Source organism: Acinetobacter sp. HY1485, assembly GCF_027568475.1.
Lineage (GTDB): Bacteria > Pseudomonadota > Gammaproteobacteria > Pseudomonadales > Moraxellaceae > Acinetobacter.
Genome location: NZ_JANKZG010000004.1, coordinates 209,807 through 229,746 on the forward strand (window position 1 = coordinate 209,807; position 19,940 = coordinate 229,746).

Annotated in this window: 17 protein-coding genes and 2 pseudogenes; 10 read left to right on the forward strand and 9 right to left on the reverse strand. The window is 38.1% G+C overall.

Annotated features, from left to right (window positions below):
• Positions 1-40: 40 nt before the first annotated feature.
• The 4 genes and pseudogenes from PCI70_RS06270 to PCI70_RS06285 form a co-directional block, all read right to left on the reverse strand.
• Positions 41-1,210 carry a FimV/HubP-related protein gene (locus tag PCI70_RS06270; protein WP_269914482.1) on the reverse strand — a complete coding sequence of 390 codons (1,170 nt, stop codon included), beginning with the start codon at positions 1,208-1,210 and terminating at the stop codon, positions 41-43.
• A 126-nt stretch (positions 1,211-1,336) separates the two neighbouring features.
• The gene (gene asd / locus PCI70_RS06275) at positions 1,337-2,452 is read right to left on the reverse strand and encodes an aspartate-semialdehyde dehydrogenase (RefSeq protein WP_269914483.1); all 1,116 of its coding nucleotides are present in this window, start codon (positions 2,450-2,452) and stop codon (positions 1,337-1,339) included.
• A 334-nt stretch (positions 2,453-2,786) separates the two neighbouring features.
• A pseudogene (locus PCI70_RS06280) lies at positions 2,787-3,821 on the reverse strand (glycosyltransferase); the annotation flags it as partial.
• A 35-nt stretch (positions 3,822-3,856) separates the two neighbouring features.
• Positions 3,857-4,792: an LpxL/LpxP family acyltransferase gene (locus PCI70_RS06285; protein WP_269914484.1), complete on the reverse strand. Its 936-nt coding sequence runs from the start codon at positions 4,790-4,792 to the stop codon at positions 3,857-3,859.
• A 184-nt stretch (positions 4,793-4,976) separates the two neighbouring features.
• Here PCI70_RS06285 and PCI70_RS06290 point away from each other — a divergent pair, with 184 nt between their 5' ends.
• From PCI70_RS06290 to phoA, 4 genes and pseudogenes are all read left to right on the forward strand, one after another.
• Positions 4,977-5,543, forward strand: coding sequence for an O-acetyl-ADP-ribose deacetylase (locus tag PCI70_RS06290; protein ID WP_269914485.1), 567 nt, complete (start codon positions 4,977-4,979; stop codon positions 5,541-5,543).
• Positions 5,533-5,664: a hypothetical protein gene (locus PCI70_RS06295; protein WP_269914486.1), complete on the forward strand. Its 132-nt coding sequence runs from the start codon at positions 5,533-5,535 to the stop codon at positions 5,662-5,664. The genes PCI70_RS06290 and PCI70_RS06295 overlap by 11 nt, the downstream gene beginning before the upstream one ends.
• A gap of 86 nt (positions 5,665-5,750) precedes the next feature.
• Positions 5,751-5,984 (forward strand): annotated as a pseudogene (locus PCI70_RS06300) (GNAT family N-acetyltransferase); the annotation flags it as partial.
• Between the two features lie 46 nt (positions 5,985-6,030).
• The gene (gene phoA / locus PCI70_RS06305; RefSeq protein ID WP_269914487.1) at positions 6,031-7,410 is read left to right on the forward strand and encodes an alkaline phosphatase; all 1,380 of its coding nucleotides are present in this window, start codon (positions 6,031-6,033) and stop codon (positions 7,408-7,410) included.
• Between the two features lie 35 nt (positions 7,411-7,445).
• Here phoA and PCI70_RS06310 read toward each other — a convergent pair whose 3' ends face one another.
• The 3 genes from PCI70_RS06310 to PCI70_RS06320 all read right to left on the reverse strand — a co-directional run bounded on the left by PCI70_RS06310 (position 7,446) and on the right by PCI70_RS06320 (position 10,523).
• On the reverse strand, positions 7,446-7,871 hold the full coding sequence (locus PCI70_RS06310; protein WP_269914488.1) for a hypothetical protein: 426 nt from the start codon (positions 7,869-7,871) through the stop codon (positions 7,446-7,448).
• A 203-nt stretch (positions 7,872-8,074) separates the two neighbouring features.
• Positions 8,075-8,575 (reverse strand): hypothetical protein, encoded by a 501-nt coding sequence (locus PCI70_RS06315; RefSeq protein ID WP_269914489.1) that lies wholly within the window; start codon positions 8,573-8,575, stop codon positions 8,075-8,077.
• A 52-nt stretch (positions 8,576-8,627) separates the two neighbouring features.
• Entirely contained in the window at positions 8,628-10,523 is a 1,896-nt protein-coding gene (locus PCI70_RS06320) for an ATP-binding cassette domain-containing protein (RefSeq protein ID WP_269914490.1), read from the reverse strand.
• A gap of 31 nt (positions 10,524-10,554) precedes the next feature.
• On the opposite strand from PCI70_RS06320, the gene PCI70_RS06325 reads away from it, so the two are divergent.
• Positions 10,555-10,800, forward strand: a complete 246-nt coding sequence (locus PCI70_RS06325) for a SlyX family protein (protein WP_269914491.1) — start codon at positions 10,555-10,557, stop codon at positions 10,798-10,800.
• Between the two features lie 52 nt (positions 10,801-10,852).
• The gene (locus PCI70_RS06330; protein ID WP_269914492.1) at positions 10,853-11,653 is read left to right on the forward strand and encodes a PIN domain-containing protein; all 801 of its coding nucleotides are present in this window, start codon (positions 10,853-10,855) and stop codon (positions 11,651-11,653) included.
• A gap of 29 nt (positions 11,654-11,682) precedes the next feature.
• Here PCI70_RS06330 and PCI70_RS06335 read toward each other — a convergent pair whose 3' ends face one another.
• Positions 11,683-13,305, reverse strand: a complete 1,623-nt coding sequence (locus PCI70_RS06335) for an SEL1-like repeat protein (RefSeq protein ID WP_269914493.1) — start codon at positions 13,303-13,305, stop codon at positions 11,683-11,685.
• A gap of 85 nt (positions 13,306-13,390) precedes the next feature.
• Positions 13,391-13,885, reverse strand: coding sequence for a DNA starvation/stationary phase protection protein Dps (gene dps, locus PCI70_RS06340; protein ID WP_269914494.1), 495 nt, complete (start codon positions 13,883-13,885; stop codon positions 13,391-13,393).
• Positions 13,886-14,092: 207 nt separating this feature from the next.
• Here dps and PCI70_RS06345 point away from each other — a divergent pair, with 207 nt between their 5' ends.
• From PCI70_RS06345 to PCI70_RS06360, 4 genes are all read left to right on the forward strand, one after another.
• Complete coding sequence (locus PCI70_RS06345) at positions 14,093-14,533, forward strand: ammonium transporter (protein ID WP_269914495.1); 441 nt, start codon at positions 14,093-14,095, stop codon at positions 14,531-14,533.
• 21 nt (positions 14,534-14,554) lie between these two features.
• Complete coding sequence (topA, locus tag PCI70_RS06350) at positions 14,555-17,185, forward strand: type I DNA topoisomerase (RefSeq protein WP_269914496.1); 2,631 nt, start codon at positions 14,555-14,557, stop codon at positions 17,183-17,185.
• Between the two features lie 82 nt (positions 17,186-17,267).
• Positions 17,268-18,023, forward strand: coding sequence for a hypothetical protein (locus tag PCI70_RS06355; protein ID WP_269914497.1), 756 nt, complete (start codon positions 17,268-17,270; stop codon positions 18,021-18,023).
• The gene (locus tag PCI70_RS06360) at positions 18,020-19,930 is read left to right on the forward strand and encodes an ATP-dependent helicase (protein ID WP_269914498.1); all 1,911 of its coding nucleotides are present in this window, start codon (positions 18,020-18,022) and stop codon (positions 19,928-19,930) included. Before PCI70_RS06355 ends, PCI70_RS06360 begins: the two co-directional genes overlap by 4 nt.
• Positions 19,931-19,940: the final 10 nt, after the last annotated feature.

Consider the following 19,940-nt stretch of genomic DNA (forward strand, 5'->3'; position numbering starts at 1 on the left):
AATCCTGTGTTGTGTTGACAAGGAACAAACGTGAAATAGGTTAAAGCGGTTTCTTTTTACTATTTTGCTCTTTCAGTTTTTGCTGAAGGCGAGCAAGTTTAGAATTAAGTAGCTCAATTTTAAGCTCTTTTTGCTTTAAATTTTGATCAAGGTCTGTAACATTTTTTTGAAGTGTTACGGTATTTTGCTGTGCATGTCCTAGTTTCTTAGAAAGTTCAGAAGATGCAATACCACTTTTATCATTTTTACCTCCTACAAGCGTCATTTCTGCTTGATTAAGACGATATTTAGTAGTTTGTGCATGCGGTCCCTTTACCTTAGATAGTTTAGGTTTTGCAGCAGGTGCTTGAGTAAGATTTGTATTTAGTGTAACACCTTGTCGTAAGCGATTCACGTTTCCATCAACAAAGGCATGTTGGTTGAGGTCTTTTAATTCACGCATAACCTGTGCGAATGGACGACGCGTCTGTTCAGAAATTCTAGATGCAATTGACCATAAAGAATCTTGGTTTTTGACAATGTAATGATTTAACATCGCTTTTTCAGTAACTTTTTTGACAGCTTTGGTTTTTTCTTTATGATTTGTTGCTGATGTTGCTGATGTTGCTGATGTTGCTGATGTTGCTGATGTTGCTGATGTTGCTGATGTTGCTGATGTTGCTGATGTTGCTGATGTTGCTGATGTTGCTGATGTTGCTGATGTTGCTGATAGTGTATTGTATTGCTGACTTTGAGGTAAATTTAGTGCAATTTCTTTTTCTTCATTAATTTTTTGTGGTATCAGGGGCTGTTCATCCTGATGAACTTTTACTTTATATGTTGGTACTGTTGTAGATAGCGACTGATGAATTTGTTGTAAATGTACAGCATCACCATCTTGAATTTTTAAAACAAGATTAATATTTTTTTCTATGATAGGGCGTGAGGAAGTAACAACGATTACACCACTTTGGTCATCTGTTTTTCGCACAAAAAAATTCAGTTCACCTAAATTGCGAGAAGGTGAAACGCCAATTTGAACTAGCTCATCATCACTTGCAGTGTTAGCAGAGAGAGTCGCATTATTACTCGCACCGCTATATGGTATTTCTACATAGAGAAGTTGATCTTGGGCAGATTGAATATCAGGCTGACTAAAAGTAAGAGCATTGCCCCATTGAGATGCACACAACAACAATAAAGCTGCAGAAAGTTTATTATATGTAATCATTCTTACTAACTTAAAAAAACAAAAAAAGATTCCCCAGCTATAATGTAGCGATATGATCATCAATTGTAAAATGATTATACAAAAAAGCCGACCAGACGAGGTCGACTTTCTTTAATTGGCTATAAATTAAGCTTTATAATCAATTAAAATACGGAGCATACGGCGTAATGGTTCTGCTGCACCCCATAAAAGTTGATCGCCTACGGTAAATGCACCAAGGTATTCTTTACCCATATTCATTTTACGTAAACGACCCACAGGTACAGATAGTGTTCCTGTCACTGCCACAGGTGTCAGCTCATTCATAGAGGCTTCACGCGTGTTAGGCACTACTTTTGCCCACTCATTTGATTGACGAATAATATCCTCAATTTCATTCAGTGGTACATCTTTACGTAGTTTAATGGTAAGCGCTTGAGAATGACAACGCATTGCACCAATACGTACACAATGTCCATCAATTGGAATGATATGTGAACGATCTAAAATTTTATTTGTTTCTGCTTGTCCTTTCCACTCTTCTTTAGACTGCCCATTTTCAAGTTGTTTATCGATGTATGGAATCAAAGAGCCTGCAAGTGGTACGCCAAAATGTTCTTTTGGAAATTGGTCGCCACGTTGTAATGCTGCAACTTGACGATCAATGTCTAAAATTGCAGATTTAGGGTCATTTAATAGGTCTTGGGTATTATTGTATAAGTAGCCCATACCTGATAATAATTCACGCATGTTTTGCGCACCAGAACCTGAAGCTGCTTGATAGGTCATTGCGCTCATCCATTCCACAAGATTGTGTTTGAATAAACCACCTAGTCCCATTAGCATCAACGATACTGTACAGTTACCACCTGTGAAGGTTTTAGTGCCATTTACAAGGGCATTTTGAATCACATCTGCGTTTACAGGATCAAGTACAATCACCGCGTCATCTGTCATACGTAGTGTTGATGCAGCATCAATCCAATAGCCTGCCCAACCTGTTTGTTTAAGCTTGCTATAAACAGCAGAGGTGTAATCGCCACCTTGGCAGGTAATAATGACATCCATCTGCTTCAGACTATTAATGTCTGTTGCATCCATAAGTGCTGGGGCAGTTTTACCGCCAAATGCAGGCGCTTCACCACCTGCGTTACTGGTAGAAAAATAAAATGGCTCGATGTGAGCAAAATCATTTTCTTCTACCATACGTTGCATAAGAACGGAACCTACCATTCCACGCCAACCGACCAGACCTACTTTCATTGTCGCTTTGCCTCGGTGCTATGTTAAAAAATTAGACGATTTTTCAGTGTACCAAAAGTGCTTTTAACTGCAAGCAACAATTCGAGTTTTTTTGCTGTAAGTAAATGCTTACATTAAAAACCGTAGATGACGACTTTTTTCAGAAAATCAAAAGGCCTATTCTAAACACATCAGCAAATGGAAGCGGGAATGGAGAGTCCCACTTATGGAAGACATAAGCTGATGGAGTTTGCATCATGGAAAAGATGCTTAGAACGGAGTTCACTAAAACAAAAAAATTGAAAACACAACCTCAAATTAGCCCGAGTCTAACAGGACGTTAGCTCGGGTTTAATTATTTTTTGACATTAATAGTGTTTTGACACATATCTTCTAAACTAAAAGTATGTACAGGTGTAACATGAGGCAAATTTTGAATATGTTGTGTCAGCGTATTTAAAAGTTGAGTTTCATTATCAATTTCAACTAACCCTTCTGGATAAAGCTGATCCAATATTTCTGCAACACCACCGCGTTTCCAACCAATTACAGGCGTACCTACAGACAGTGCTTCTAAAGCGGTGCGTCCAAAAGTTTCGGCTTGGTTAGATAAAGACAATACAATGTTGCTAAACGCCAACCATTCACGAATATCTGATCGATGCCCCACAAATGTAATTTGATCGACTAAATTTTTAGTTTGAATGGTCTGTTCGAGTTCGCTTAAATAGGCTTGTTTTTTAGAGTCTGCACCCCCTACAACCACAGCATGAACATTTGGATAATGTTGTTTAAGTTGTGTCATCAGCTTAATGAGTGTTTCGTGTCCTTTTAAGCGTGTGATGCGTCCAGGTAAGCACACAATAATTTTATCTTCTAATTGTGGGAAATCACTAAAAACTTGATTAAGCCATTGTGCAGAAGGTTGATAACCATGAGGAAATGCAGTGGGATCAATACCACGATAAATTCTAATAATATCTTTTGGCGGACATTGCGGGTAGTTTTGATGGATATAGTCAACCACGCTATCAGAGACCGCAATCACTTTTTCTGCACGCGTCATAATCGCACTATAACGATTAACTGAATAAAACCCATGTACGGTACTGACAAGATGAGGTGGATGAGCGATGCCTTTTAAAGCAAAGTGCGTTAACCATGCAGGAACACGCGAGCGAACATGAATCACATCAGGTTGATGTTTTAAAATAAGTTGGCGTAATGGGCGAATTTGCCACAAACTTGCCAACGATTTTTTATGCACGGGTAAGGTTAAGTGCTGTGTACATTCAGCTTCTAATTCAGGGACTAAACGCCCACCGTTAGACACCACAATAGATTGATATCCTTGTGCAACTAAGGCACGTGCAATTTCTAACGTGCCACGCTACCACTGTTGAGTTCAGTTTTCATGGTAAAATCCTAGTAAATACGCTCAAATCCATCGGGGCGAGTTTTAAAGCGACGGTGAAACCACATATATTGACTTGGCGCAATGCGTAATTGTTGTTCAATAATTTTATTGGTACGTGTTGCATCATCAAGTTCGTTATCTGATGGCATATTGTTGAGTGCAGGTTCAATTAAAATTTTGTATTTCGGATTCTTTTCTGTGCCATATCTATAAAAATAAAGCGGGACTGCGGCAGCTTTTGAGATTTTAAGTAAACGGCGATGTGCGGTGACAGTTGCAGCAGGAATATTAAAAAAAGGTGCCATCACGCCTTGTTTAAGTCCAAAATCTTGATCTGGACTATACCAAATGGCATCACCATTTTTTAAGTGGCGAATCAATCCACGCATATCATCATGGTCAACTTGTGCTTTATAAATTGTACTGCGACAACGGTAAATCAGCATATCAAGTAAAGGGTTATTCTGTGGACGATAAACCACATCAGGTTCAAAATATTTGGCACAAATATAACCACCTGCATCAAGTAGGGTACTGTGTGTGCCGAGTAACAAAACACCTTGCCCTTGTGCTTGTGCGTTTTGAATATGTTCTAAGCCTTCAATGGTAACACGTCCATTAAACCAATCAGGGCAATACCATGCGTTTAAGGTTTCAAATGTACCAAGCATCATATCAACAAACACTTGTTTGGCTTGCTTCAAGCGTTCTTGCTCTGACCATTCAGGAAAACACACTTCTAAATTACGTAAAGTCGTTTTTTTGCGCGACTTTAAAAACTTCCATGCAATATTTGCCAACACATGTGCGACACGCCGTTGTATTGCCCAAGGTAAAACAGCAAGAAGCATTAAGCTAATAATACTTAACCAAGTGAGCCAGTATTGAGGGAGTAGAAAAGACCAATAAAATTTGCCAGATTGATAGGCGTTCTTGTTAGACATGAGTGTATAAATTGAACAAGTAAGATGAAAATTTTAGCATTAAAACCCATTTTTCGATAACAAACTGAACACAAACTTATCCATATCGTTTTGCAAAACTTGGGCATATAATACATAAATCATGCATTTTACTGACAATGTGCAGTAATATACGCAAAATTTGATTGAAGGTTTGGGGTAATTTATGAAAAGTATTCAGATTATAAAAGGAGATATTACAGAGCAAACCGTGGATGCGATTGTAAATGCAGCAAACACGTCTTTATTAGGTGGTAGTGGTGTAGATGGTGCAATTCATGCCAAAGGCGGACAGTCAATTTTAGAAGCATGCAAACGTATTCGTGAAAAACAAGGTGAGTGCCCTGTTGGTGATGCTGTTGTCACTACAGCAGGTAATATGCCCTCTACCTATGTGATTCATACGGTAGGTCCTGTTTGGCAAGGTGGTACGCACAATGAAGAAGAATTATTAAAAAGTGCTTATGAACACAGCTTACAACTTGCCGAATCTTTAAAGTTAGAAACGATGGCATTTCCGAATATTTCAACGGGTGCTTATAATTTTCCTAAAGTACGTGCAGCAGAAATTGCACTTGAAACAGTAGTTGATTTTTTAAAAACATCTGAAAATTTACAAGAGGTTATTTTTGTATGTTTTAACGATGAAAATTATCAAATCTACCGTACTCGTAGTTTAAGTTCATCTCAGCAAGAGCAAGCAAATATTCGTTTAGTGGAAAATGAAAACTGATCGACTTGAATTTATTGCATTAAATGCTAATCCAAACGTAATGCAATTCTTTCCAAATTGGCTTAATAAGCAAGAAAGTATTGCTTTTTTTAAACAGTTAAAACAATACTCTGTGATATAGGCAGTTATTCATTTAAAAACACTACAATTCATTGGGCTTAATCAAAGTGAAATCGTTGCACCTTACTTAACTTATGGTATTTTGATTTAAATTTTTGGGAGAATGGCTATGCCACTGAGGCGGCAGACTGTGTACTGTCTTATATGCATCCCAACAAAATGATGGCATTGACTGCCGTTATCAATATTCCTTCACAAAATTTGATGAAACGATTAAATATGCGATATGTAAAGACATTTTTACATCCCAAATTAGCGCAAGATCATCTACTTGCACCCCATGTTTTATATGAAACTTTTATGACATCAACAAAACTGTAACAATTACCAACTAAGTTAGCTCCCAATATAAAAAAGATGGAGCTTCTTGTTCGTGAAAAAATTACTTTTACCTGCCCTTATTTCATTACTTGCTGCATGTACCACGACAACTACACCAAAACACCCGTTGATTGATGCCTCTGTAAAAGGCGATATTCGTCAGTTTGGCGGTGCAACACGTCTAAAAAATGAGCATGCACCTGCTGTAAAACATGTAATTTTATTTATTGGCGATGGAACAAGTGATTCAGAAATTACAATTGCACGAAATTATGTAGAGGGTGCATCAGGTTATTTTAAAGGCATCGATGCATTACCACATACAGGAAGCTACACCACATATTCGATTAATAAAGACCGTACCATTGATTATGTAACTGATTCAGCCGCATCTGCATCTGCATGGGCAACAGGAATTAAAACCTATAACGGTGCTATTGGCGTAGATTTACAACAAAAACCACGCGAGTCTATTTTAGCACTAGCTAAAAAAGCAGGTTATGCAACAGGGGATGTCACGACAACAGAAATCCAAGATGCAACGCCTGCAGCATTAGTGGCACATGTGAGCCATCGTAAATGTTATTCACCTTCATCGACAGCCAAATTATGTCCAAATGAAGCACTTGAAAATAATGGTTTAGGTTCAATTAGTGAGCAATTATTGGATGCACGACCTGATGTGACATTGGGTGGTGGCTATGCTTCTTTTGAAGAAACTGCACGCGCAGGGAAATATAAAGGGCAAACGTTACTTGCACAGGCACAAGATAAGGGCTATCAAGTTGTGACGGATCGCCAAGGATTGGATAGCATCACACAAGCCAATCAAAACAAACCTCTATTAGGCTTATTTGCACAAGGTAATTTGCCTGTACGTTGGACAGGTCCACAAGCAGTACAAGGAGGTTCAGAAATGGCAGCACAACGTTGTCAGAATAACCCTGAAATGACTGCATCTACACCATCTTTAAAAACGATGACGGAAAAAGCAATCAGTTTATTGGAACAGAATAAAAAAGGTTTTTTCTTGCAGGTGGAAAGTGGCTCGATTGATAAACAAAACCATTTAGCCAATCCATGTGGGCAAATTGGTGAAACGGTTGCATTTGATGAAGCCATTCAAGCAGGTTTGGCATTTGCGAAAACACATCCTGATACGTTAATTATTGTGACAGGTGACCATGCACATGCAAGCCAAATTATTCCAACCGATAGCCCAAGCCCAGGTAAAACGGCACGTTTACTGACGCAAGATAATTCACCAATGGTAGTGAACTATGCGACATCAACAGGTTCTAGCCAAGAGCATACAGGTTCGCAAGTACGTACAGCAGCATACGGACCAGGGGCAGAGCAAGTATCAGGTTTACTAGACCAGACTGATATGTTCTTTATTATGAAAAATGCTTTGAAGATTAAATAGTTAAAAGTAAAGAGGTACTTCGGTACCTCTTTTTATTATGAAAACTTTCTTTTTCCTAACCAGACAGCACCAATGACAGGTAACCACGGAAAAATAATGGTAATAATATTCCATCCGATTATTCTTCTTGGAAGAGATATCTCTGTATAAAATTTTGTCCACCAAATAGACTGAAAAATAATGATGAATACAGAGGTAACAAAATATAAACCATATTCGAGCTTCCATTTTAATACTTTATTTGTAAAGTAAACCAAAACGAAAAAAATAAACAAATACAAAGAGTATGCTGATAAAAAATAAAATGGCATAACTAAAAAAAATATTGCAAATCCAAGAAAACCAGGACCAGGGTCACTTTGTGGATTAACTGCATCAATAAAAAAAACACCACATGTTATTAGTGCAAATGGAAAGCTAAAATAGCCATAATATGAGAACAGCGATACTTGATTTTTCATGGTTTAATTTGTTTGATTACCGTTTCCACTGTATAAGTTGCAAAAGGTTCAATCTCTTCTAAAAATAAATTAAGTTGATGGCTAGAAAAACAAGCCACTACGATATAACAAGCTCAAGATGTACAAATTGCCTATTTGTCTGCATTACAAAACTTTGCACATATTATAACAGCAGAACAATTTTTGAATATTGAAAGAGGGGCTTAAACCCCTTTTCTTTTTGTCCAAAATAAAGCACCTAATACAGGTAACCATGGGAAAACAATTGTAATAACATTCCATCCGATGATTCTGCGAGGAAGTGAAATAGAAGTATAAAAATATTTCCACCAAATATATTGAAAAATAATATTAGAAATAAAGGTTATTAGATATAAACCGTATTCAGGTTTCCATTTTTTAATTTGATTGATGATATAGACTAGACTAAAAAAAATTGCAAAGTAAATTAAATAAAGCTGGATGAAATAAATAGGAGCAACAAACATAAATATTGCTAATCCAAAAATTTCAGGACCTGGGTCATTTTGCATGCCCATTACATCAAGAAAAAATATAAAAAAAGTAGCAGTAGCAACAGGTAAGCTAAACAATAAATAAGCTTTGAATACTTCTGTTCTTTGTAACTTTAATAATCCCCAAAATAAAAAAACAGGTAGACATATATAAATAAGTATTTGAATAAGCCATATAAAAGAAATCATTTTTTATAAAATTCTCATAAAAAAGCCATACATCATGTATGGCTTTATTTTTTTAACCTTTAGTAGAGTTTTCTAACTCGTCCCAACGCTCTAATTTTTCAAGCAATGTCTCTTCAATTTCTGAAAGGCGCTGACTTGCTTGCGTTGCAGCATCAGCATCTTTTAAAAACCAAGAACCATCTGCAAGTTGGTCTGTCAGCTCAGTTTGTTCAGCTTCTAATGCCTCAATTTCTTTTGGCAATTGATCAAGCTCGCGCTGATCTTTATAGCTAAGTTTTACTTTTGGCGTGTTTGCAGGTTTTGCAGTTGATTTGGGTGTTGATGAAGCAGCTTTAGACTCTTTTTTGAGTGCAGCAATCGCATCGCGTTGTACAAGGTAATCTTGGTAACCACCAATATATTCTTGTACGTCACCTTTACCATCAAATACCCAAGTTGATGTTACCACATTGTCCATAAAGGCACGGTCATGGCTGATAAGTAACAATGTCCCTTTGTATTCACCGAGCATTTCTTCTAATAGCTCAAGTGTTACCATATCTAGGTCATTGGTTGGCTCATCCATCACAATTAGGTTAGATGGTTTAAGAAGAAGCTTAGCTAATAAGATACGGTTACGCTCACCACCTGAGAGTGCTTTAACAGGTGTACGTGCACGTTCAGGTGAGAACAAGAAGTCTTGCAAGTAGCTATAAATATGACGGCGTTGACCATTCACATCAACAAAGTCAGAGCCCTCTGATACGTTGTTGGCAACGGTATTTTCTAGGTCAAGTTGGTTACGTAGCTGATCAAAATAAGCCACTTCTAGCTGTGTACCTGTTTTAACCTTACCCGTGTGTTCAAGGTTACCCAAAATGGCTTTAATCAGTGTCGTTTTACCTACACCGTTATCGCCTACTAAACCAATACGGTCACCACGCATCACCATTGCAGAGAAATCTTTAATGATTGGGGTATCGCCATAACTTACGTTTAGGTTTTCAATTTCAAAGACCAATTTGCCTGAGCGTTGTGCTTCTTGCACGCCCATGTTTACTTTGCCTTGTTGTGAACGACGGGCTTTTGATGCCTCACGTAAGTCTTTTAGGGCACGTACACGTCCTTCGTTACGAGTACGGCGGGCTTTAATACCTTGACGAATCCATGCTTCTTCTTCTGCAAGTTTTTTGTCAAATAGTGCGTTTTGTTTTTCTTCTGCTTCCATTTGCTGTGCTTTAAGTTCTAAATAGCGTGAATAGTTGCCATCAAAACTACGCAATGTGCCACGGTCTAGCTCTACAATACGTGTTGCTAGACGATCTACAAATGAACGGTCATGTGAGATAAATAAAAGTGTGAGGTTATTTTGTTCGAGTAAGAATTTTTCTAACCATTCAATGCTTTCTACATCTAAATGGTTGGTTGGTTCATCAAGTAAAAGTACGTCAGGCTGTGTCAAAAGTGCACGAGCAAGTAAAACACGGCGTTTACGACCACCTGATAGATCCGCTAAATCATCTTCAGGGTTTAAGCCCATCTTGCCTAAAATGGTATTTACTTTGTTTTCAAGTGACCAGCCATCAAGCTGATCCATCTTGTGTTGTAAATCGCCCATGCGTTCACACGCATCCATGTCACCCAATACACATGCGTCGCTTGCGGCATTATATTGTTTTAACACACTTGCTGCTTCGCCTGCACCGTCTGCCACAATATCGGCAACTTTGCCCGAATCCATCGGTACATCTTGGGCAAGCATTGCCACGGTTAAGCTATTTTGAATTAAAACTTCACCTTGGTCGGCAACAAGGCTTCCCTCAATGAGTTTAAGTAAAGTAGACTTACCTTCGCCGTTACGACCGATCAAACAGACTCTTTCGCCACGTTCTAGCGTAAAGTTTGCGCCGTCGAGTAGGGCAGGTCCACCAAAAGCCAGTTGGACATCCCGTAAGGTAATATATGCCATAGTATTAAAATCTCAGATTGAGGAGTGTTGAGTGACTAAACCACCATACCATGATGATCAAGCGTCATTTTCCGCACCCATTGAAGATTTGCAAGTGCGAATTGCATTTTTAGATGATTTAGTTGATCAGTTAAATGATCAAATTGCTAAGCAAAACCAAGAAATTGCAAATTTACAAAAGCAGATGCAGTTGTTGTATCGCCGTGTGGAAGCCTCAGATTTGCAAGAGGGCATTGCACAGTTTGATCCGATTTTGGATAAGCCACCACACTACTAGAGTGATGAAAAAAAGTACGTTATATTCAAAAGAAAAATAGCGTACTTTGAATATGAATAAAATTTTACTGATTGATATTGAAAACTGCGGTCATGCACTTCATCAACTTGAAGAAAAATTACAAACCTATACGCAAATTTATGTGGTGTATGCCACGTCTAATGTAAATTTATCTTTAGATGGATTGTATCTGCTTATTCCATTTATTCAAAATCAGCGTTTTCATTTGGTTAAAATGCCAACGGTGGGTAAGGATGCGGCAGATTTTGGCTTGGCGTTTATTGCAGGACAATTGAGTCAGCAATATCAGCCGATAGACACGAGCTTTGAAATCATCTCAAATGATCATGCCATGGATTATGTGGCTGAATTATTACAAAGACAAAACTTTGAAGTAGAAGTGAAGAAAAAAGCAGTCCAAACAAGCGACATTTTAGAAAAATTGGTGAGTACGCTTGCTAAGGTAAATAATAAACCTACCAGTGAAGAGGCTTTTTTAAACTCTATTATGTCTTGGACAAAGGTAGATCGTACACAAGCCAATCAGTTACTCAAGCAAGTGTTACAGTTAGGTATTTTAACTTCTGAAGAAAAAGAAAAAATTGTGCCACAAACTAAACCGCATTTAGTTTTTTTACAGCAATATTGCCAATATTTATTTAACCAAAACAATAGACCCGCCACTCAAAAAACACTTTTAAATTCTATTAAAACCGTGATGAATATTGAAAAAGAGACAACGCTTATTGACCGCTATAATTTATTGGTAAAGCATAAAATTGTGATACAGAATGATCGAAATAATAAGATTCAGTATAATTTGAAGATTATTGAAAATTATATACAAGGATAGCCAAACAGGTGGCTATCCTTGATAGTGAGTTATTTTAAAGTAGGTAAAAGTTGAATAGCTTTCTCGTAATCTTGAGCAGCAGCTTTTTCAATGTATGATTTACCAAGTTTTTGGTCTTTTTTAACACCTAAGCCTTTGTAATACATCATTCCAAGATAGTATTGAGACTCACTGACATCTTTTTGAGCTGCTTTACTTGCCCAGTAAAATGCCTGTTGATAGTCTTGCTTAGTACCTTGTCCATTAAAATAAAATTCAGCTATATTATTTTGACCTACAACGGCATCTTTCTGAGCAAGGATAAGATTCCATTTAAAGCTTTCTTCATAATTAATAGGGTCTAATTTGAATAAATAGATATCAGCAACAAGTTCTTGAGCCGTTGTATTGTCTTGTTCTGCTGCTTTTAAACCCCATTCAAGAGCTTTTGGGATATCTTGTGGTAAATCTGTATCCATATAGTACATCAGTGCTAGTTGTACTTGAGCATCATCATTGCCATGATTTGCTGATGCCGTAAATAACTCAATTGCTTTAGGAATATCTTTAGGAGTACCTAAACCTTCATAATACATTTCACCTAACTGATATTCAGCTTTTGGTGTATTACCTGCTTGAATTGCTTTTTGATACCATGTTATTGCAGCTGCGTAATCTTGTTTTGTACCCCAGCCATTTTTATATAAAGAACCTAAGACACTTTGTGCGGGTAAATGGTCTTGCTCGGCAGCCATTTTAATATATTTAAAGGCTAAAGCTTCATTTTCTTCTACACCGTGACCTGTTAAATATAACCAGCCTAAAGAATAAACTCCAACACTATTGTTTTGTTCCGCTGCTTGTTTATAAAACGATGCTGCTTTTGTATAGTTTTGAGAAACACCTAGACCTTTTTCATACATTTCACCTAAAGCAACTTGGGCAGGTGAGTATTCTTGTTCTACTGATTTTTCTAACCACACTTTAGCAGCGACATAATCAGTGGGAGCTTCCAATCCATCCATATACATAACACCTAAATAATACTGTGCACGCGGATGGTTTTGGTTTGCTGCTTTTAAAAATAAGTCTTTAGCTTGAGCAAAATCTTGTGGCATACCTATACCGTAGTAATACATTGCGCCTAGAGCTGTTTGAGCATCAGCTGAATTTTGTTCTACAGCTTTAAGTAGCCATTTTTTACCATTTATTAAGTCATTTTTCTCAACAAAAAGGCGGGCTAGAGCTTCCTGTGCTTTTAAGTTTTCTTGTTCGGCAGATTTGGTAAACCATTGTATGGCACTATTTTCATTTTTTTTAACGTAATATCCGTCTAAATACATGCTTCCTACATACAATTGGCCATCTGAATTTCCTTTTTCTGCTGCTTTTAAAAAGTTTTCGTATGCTTTTTTATAATCTTGTTTTACGCCGTATCCATAATAATACATGATACCAATGGTCGCTTGAGCGGGACTGTAGCCTAGTTTTGTAGCTTTATTAAAATACTCGTAGGCTGTAGAGTGGTTTTTCTGATTTTTTCCCTCACCATTATAATAATCTACGCCTGTATTATATATTGTTTCAGCTTTTTCTGTACTGACTTGTGAGGCTAGAGTGATTGGAGAGAGACTTAAGGCTAAACCAAAACATAGTGCCTGAAAATCTTTCATAAAAATACAATATATTGTTTCTGTAGATAAATTGTATCTTTATTTCTTAGAAGAAAAAAGCCAGCTTAACGCTGGCTCTTTACTATTATTGCTTTTCAATATTGGCTTCTAAGAACCATAAATACTGATCTAAATCTTCAAGTGCTGCATGTAAAATATCTTCAGAGATCGGCTCTTTAATTTCTTCAATAGTATCGCGCAGATGGTTAGCCACAATCGCATAACGATCAGCAAGCTGTACAATATGGTCTTGTACTTGATGGATATCTGTTGGGTATGCAGGCAATTGAGATTGCTTATCGACCGCTTGCGTTGTACCCAATGCTGTACCACCAATTTGTACAATACGCTCTGCAACATTGTCTAAATGATCAATCAGAGACGTTCTAAATGTATCTAACATTTCATGTACGGCGATAAAGTTACTACCACGCATATTCCAATGCGCTTGTTTTGTAATTAAAGATAAATCAATGAGGTTAGACAACACCTGATTTAAAATAGTATGTGTTTCTGTTTTGATTGTTTCGTCTAAATTGTTACGTGTATATACGCGAAGTGCAGCGTTTTTCTTAGTCATTACTATCTCTCGCTTTTTAAGTATGTTTTTAAGTTATAACGATATTAGACATAAGTCGAGGGCTATTTACAATCAGATACATAGCGTAAACGATTGTAAAATTTAAACTTGATTGTTAACTAAATACACAAAGCTTCGTTTTTGTAATTTGTTATTTCTTGAAATTCGAGTAGCATACGCCAATATTAGTGATCAACAGAGAACATTATGGGACTTTGGGTTGCCCTCATTATTGTGATTTTTGTGTTGGGTTCGATTTTGGGTTTAAGAATCAGCCCGCGCGAAAAAGCATTGGGTATGATGCGTGACCAAGCTCGTAAAATTGGGTTACATCCACGTTTAGTGGTGGCACCAGATTGGACGAAAATCCCAAAAGCCACTGAAAAACGTGCCAGTATGGTGGCATATTATAGTGTGTTACTCCCTCAAGCACGTTTGCCTTTGATGCGTGCATTGGTTGAAGATCAACAATTAAAGGTGGTGTATGGTGATGAAAAATTTCAGCATTACACTATGCCCTTAAAGGGAATTTATGCTATTGATATGCAAGCAAACTGCATTGGTGTCTATTGGGATGAATACGCAGATTTGCATGCAACTCAATTAGAAGAAATGAAAACTTACCTAATTTCTTTGTCAGAAATTTAAAAATAGGATACAGATAACGTTATGGCGAATGCTCCTAAGCGCAGCACAGCAAGCGCTGAATCGACTGCAAAAAAACGTGCTTTAGTGATTGTGGAGTCGCCTGCCAAAGCGAAAACAATTAATAAGTATTTAGGCTCGCAGTACGTTGTACGCTCATCAGTGGGGCATGTCCGTGATTTGCCTACAGGCGGTTCTAAAACAACAGAAAAAAAAGCACCAACACCGCGTGTTAAATTAACAGATCTACAAAAACAAGAAAAAGCGCAAAAAGCCTTGGTCAATCGCATGGGGGTAGACCCAGAACATGCGTGGAAAGCGCATTACGAGATTTTACCAGGTAAAGAAAAAGTTGTTGATGAGCTTAAAAAATTAGCATCTGAAGTAGATGAAATTTACCTTGCAACGGATTTAGACCGTGAAGGTGAAGCCATTGCGTGGCACTTACGTGAGGTGATTGGTGGAGATGATTCACGTTATCATCGTGTAGTGTTTAACGAAATTACCAAAAATGCCATTCAAGAAGCCTTTAAACATCCAACCCGTTTAGATATTCACCGTGTGAACGCACAACAAGCTCGTCGTTTCTTAGACCGTGTGGTTGGCTTTATGATCTCGCCATTGTTGTGGGAAAAAATTGCCCGTGGTTTATCGGCAGGCCGTGTGCAATCTGTGGCGGTAAAATTGGTGGTAGAGCGTGAACGTGAAATTCGTGCTTTTATTCCAGAAGAATATTGGCAAGTCTTTGCAGACACCAAAGCAGGGCAAGACCCCATTCGTTTTGAGGCAGTAAAACGTGCAGGTAAGGCATTAAAACTTAAAAATAAAGCCGAAACCGATGCCGTTTTAAACATCCTTAAACAAGGTGCCTATCAAGTTGCACAGCGTGAAGATAAACCGACTAAGGTTAATCCGAGTGCGCCGTACATTACCTCTACGTTACAACAAGCGGCAAGTACACGTTTAGGCTTCTCGGTTAAAAAAACCATGATGCTTGCACAGCGTTTGTATGAAGCAGGCTTTATTACTTATATGCGTACTGATTCTACGTTTTTAAGTGATGATGCATTACAGATGGTACGAACACATATCCAAAGTGAATTTGGCGATAAGTATTTACCTGAAACAGCCAATCGTTATGGCAATAAAGCAGGTGCACAAGAAGCCCATGAAGCCATTCGTCCATCAAATGTTGAGTTAGTGGGTGATCAGCTTAGTGCAATGGAGCGTGATGCACAGCGTCTATACGATTTAATTTGGCGTCAGTTTGTTGCGTGTCAAATGACACCTGCGCAGTATTTGTCTTCTAATCTTATTGTTAAAATTGAAGATTTAGAGTTAAAAGCAAAAGGTCGTACGCTCGTTTTTGATGGTTTTACCAAAGTTCGTGGTGCAAACAAGTCTGATGACGATGTGTTATTGCCTGCGGTGAAGGTAGGCGATGTGCTGAGTCTTGAAAAATTAGACCCAAGCCAACACTTTACCAAACCACCTGCACGTTTTACCGAAGCATCTTTAGTAAAAGAATTAGAAAAACGTGGGATTGGGCGACCATCGACCTATGCAGCGATTATTTCGACTATTCAAGACCGTGGTTATGTGAAGTTAGAAAATCGCCGTTTATTTGCAGAAAAAATGGGCGAGATTGTGACAGATCGCCTTGATGAAAGTTTTAATAACTTGATGAATTATGCGTTTACAGCAGATTTAGAAGGGCAACTGGATAAAATTGCAATTGGTGACCGTAATTGGAAAGAGTTATTAGATACTTTTTATGGCGACTTTAAAAAACGGCTTACCCATGCACAAGGCGAAAATGGGATGCGTCGTAACCAACCTGTAGAGGTTGCAAATGTTGCGTGTCCTGAATGTAGCCGTCCAATGCAAATTCGCACAGGTACCACGGGTGTCTTTTTAGGTTGCTCGGGCTATAACTTACCGCCTAAAGAGCGTTGTAAAGGTACACTTAATTTAACGCCTGTCGAGTCTTTAGCAGTATTGTCTGATGATGAAGGGGCAGAAACCGCAGACTTAATGGCAAAACGCCGTTGTTTAAAATGTGGCACAGCAATGGACAGCTACATTATTGATGGCGGTCGTAAATTGCATGTATGTGGTAATAACCCCGATTGTGATGGTTTTGAAGTTGAAGAAGGTGAGTTCAAAATTAAGGGTTATGATGGTCCAACCATTCCATGTGACAAGTGCGATGGTGAAATGCAGTTAAAAACAGGGCGTTTTGGTCCTTATTTTGCCTGCACAAGCTGTAACAATACCCGTAAAGTTTTAAAGAGTGGACAACCTGCACCACCACGTGTTGATCCAATTAAAATGGAGCATCTGCGCTCGACCAAAAACGATGACTTTTTTGTATTGCGTGATGGAGCAGCAGGTTTATTTTTGGCAGCAAGTAAATTTCCCAAAATCCGCGAAACGCGTGCGCCTAAAGTGGCAGAGCTGAGAACAGTCAAAGATCAGCTAGATCCAAAGTTTCAGTTCTTACTTGGTGCGCCTGATGTTGATCCTGAGGGTAATCCAACCATTGTACGCTTTAGTCGTAAAAACCAAGCGCAATATGTCGGATCAGAAAAAGCAGACGGCAAACCAACCAAGTGGAGTTTGCTATTTGAAGATGGCAAGTGGATTGAAGGTTAATGATAAAAAATGCTAGCGTTAAGCTGGCATTTTTTTTGTCTGCTCCCTAAAATCAGCGTTTTAAAATAACAAGGATAAAATAATGTGGAAAGCGCTTCGTATTTTATTGCTTTTGTCAGTTTTATTGTATGTGGCAGTAGACACATGGCGAGATCAAAATAAAAATTGGAATCAAGCAACCATTGTGTTGTTGCATCCAATTAATGCAGATGGACGTACATCCACACAGCAATATATTAATCGTCTTAATTTATCGCAGTTTCAAGAAGCAAGTGAATATTTACAGAAAAATGCAGAAAAAATAAGGGGGAAAAGTACCGCATTTTATTTCCAAATGGGGCGTGAAATCCGTCAAACTCCACCTAAAGTGCCTGAAGGTAATATGCTTGATGCGATATTATGGAGTTTGAAGTTCCGTTATTATGCATGGAAACAGCATCAATCGAGTGATGGGCATCCAAGTGTAACGCTGTATTTAAATTATTATGACCCACAAACCACCAATATGTTAAAGCACTCCACTGCACTTGAAAAAGGGCGTATTGGTGCAGTGAATTTATTTGCATCTACAAAGCAAGAAAATCAAAATAATATTGTTTTAACTCACGAACTCTTACATGCGTTTGGTGCAACAGATAAATATGACTTATCGACAGGTCAACCCATTTTCCCAATTGGGTATGTAAATCCACAGCAACAACCTTTGTATCCGCAACACAAAGCTGAGATTATGGCAGGCTATATTCCACTATCTAAAACAACCAATAAAATGCCTGATAATTTGGCACACACCATTATTGGGCAAGAAACAGCAAAAGAGGTCGGTTGGACTAAATGAGTTTTGAAGCAGAGTTAAATACACAGCAGTATGAAGCAGCAACGACTCAAGCACAAAACTGTTTAGTGCTTGCAGGGGCAGGTTGTGGCAAAACGAAAACCATTGTAGCGCGTGCTGCGTATTTAATTTCTCAAGGTGTCCCTGCTGATAAAATTCAGATTTTAACGTTTACACGCCGTGCAGCGAGTGAAATTGTGACGCGTATTGAACAATACACACAAGCCAAAGGCATACGTGCATCGACTTTTCATACATTTTGTTTGCATTTATTGCGCCGTAACTCAAAAGCATTTGGTCTAGGTCAATTTAGTGTGATTGACCGTGATGATCAAATCATGATGTTCCGATTGTTACGTGGCAAAGGCAATGATGCACTGCCAAAAGCAGCACAACTTTGCGATATCTACTCATTTGCACGTAATACCCAAAACACACTGTCTATTGCTATAGAAAAAGTATTACCCGATGTCATTGAGCTTAAAGATGATATTGCGCAAATTATGCAAGCGTATGAGCAACGCAAACAAGAAAATCGCTATTTAGACTATGATGATATTTTAGCGATTGTGGCGCAACAACTACAAACCTCTACAGCTTTTGTAAATTGGGTGAGTAAGTTGTGTCATGTGTTTTTAGTAGATGAAATGCAAGACACTAACCCTCTGCAATGGTCGTTGTTACAACCTTTAGTAGGACATAGTCAATTATTTTGTGTAGGTGATGATGCACAGTCAATTTATGGGTTTAGAGGTGCAGATTTTGAGAATATTCATCACTTTAAAACACATGTTCCCGATGCTCAAGTGCTGACATTAGAACAAAATTATCGTTCTACTCAAAACATTTTAGATGTTTCAAATTGGCTACTCGAAAAAAGTCCGATTAAATATAACAAACATCTGCGTACCGTACGTGGTGATGGCGAATTACCTGATTTGCACCTTTTTGCAAATGAATTTGAAGAAGCAAATTGGATTGCTGAAGATTTAAAAAGACGCCATCAGCATGCTGATTGGCAAGAGCACATGATATTAGTACGTTCAAGTTTTGCTGCACGTCATATAGAAAGTGCTTTTATTAAAAGTAATATTCCTTATCGTTTTATTGGGGGTACAAAATTACTTGAGTCTGCTCATGTAAAAGATGTGCTGAGTTTTTTGCGTGTGTCTGCTAATCCGCAAGATGAGTTGGCATGGATGCGATTTCTAACGTTATGGAACGGTATTGGGGATGTAGGTGCAAGTAAGCTCACCACGCGCTTAACGCAAATAAATGATATTGATGCCCAAGTTGCATGTTTAGAACAACATGGCAAAGTAAGCGCTAAAGCATTACTCATTCTTAAGCAGTTATCTGTATTGCAACAAGAAGTAGAGGCATGTATTGCACTTGCAGTAGAGGCTTTGGCAGAACAGTTGGAACAAAACTATAAAAACCAAGATTGGAAACGCCGTGAAAAAGATTTTGCTTTGGTACAGAAACTGGCAAAAAAACATGGTCGCTTGGCAGAATTTTTAGAAGAATATGTTTTAGAGCCCATTTCTATTTCGGAAGTAGAACAAGCACAAGACAATGATGTGGTTACGCTGATTACGATTCATTCGGCAAAAGGAACAGAACAAAATGTTTGTTATGTGCCACATCTTACCGTAGGGCAATATCCACATGCTCGTGCGCAAGGTGATTTTGATGCTGTAGAAGAAGAACGCCGTATTTTGTACGTTGCACTGACACGTGCTAAAAATGAATTAATATTAACAAAGCCCGACTTTAATACATGGACATACGACCAAATTGACGATCAAGGACGAAAAGTGAGCCAATATTTTCTAGGTGATTTACCTGCATTATTGGTGAATACAGAAATCCATCAACGCCCTAGATCATTTGGGATCAATTTCGATTAAACTATGTATT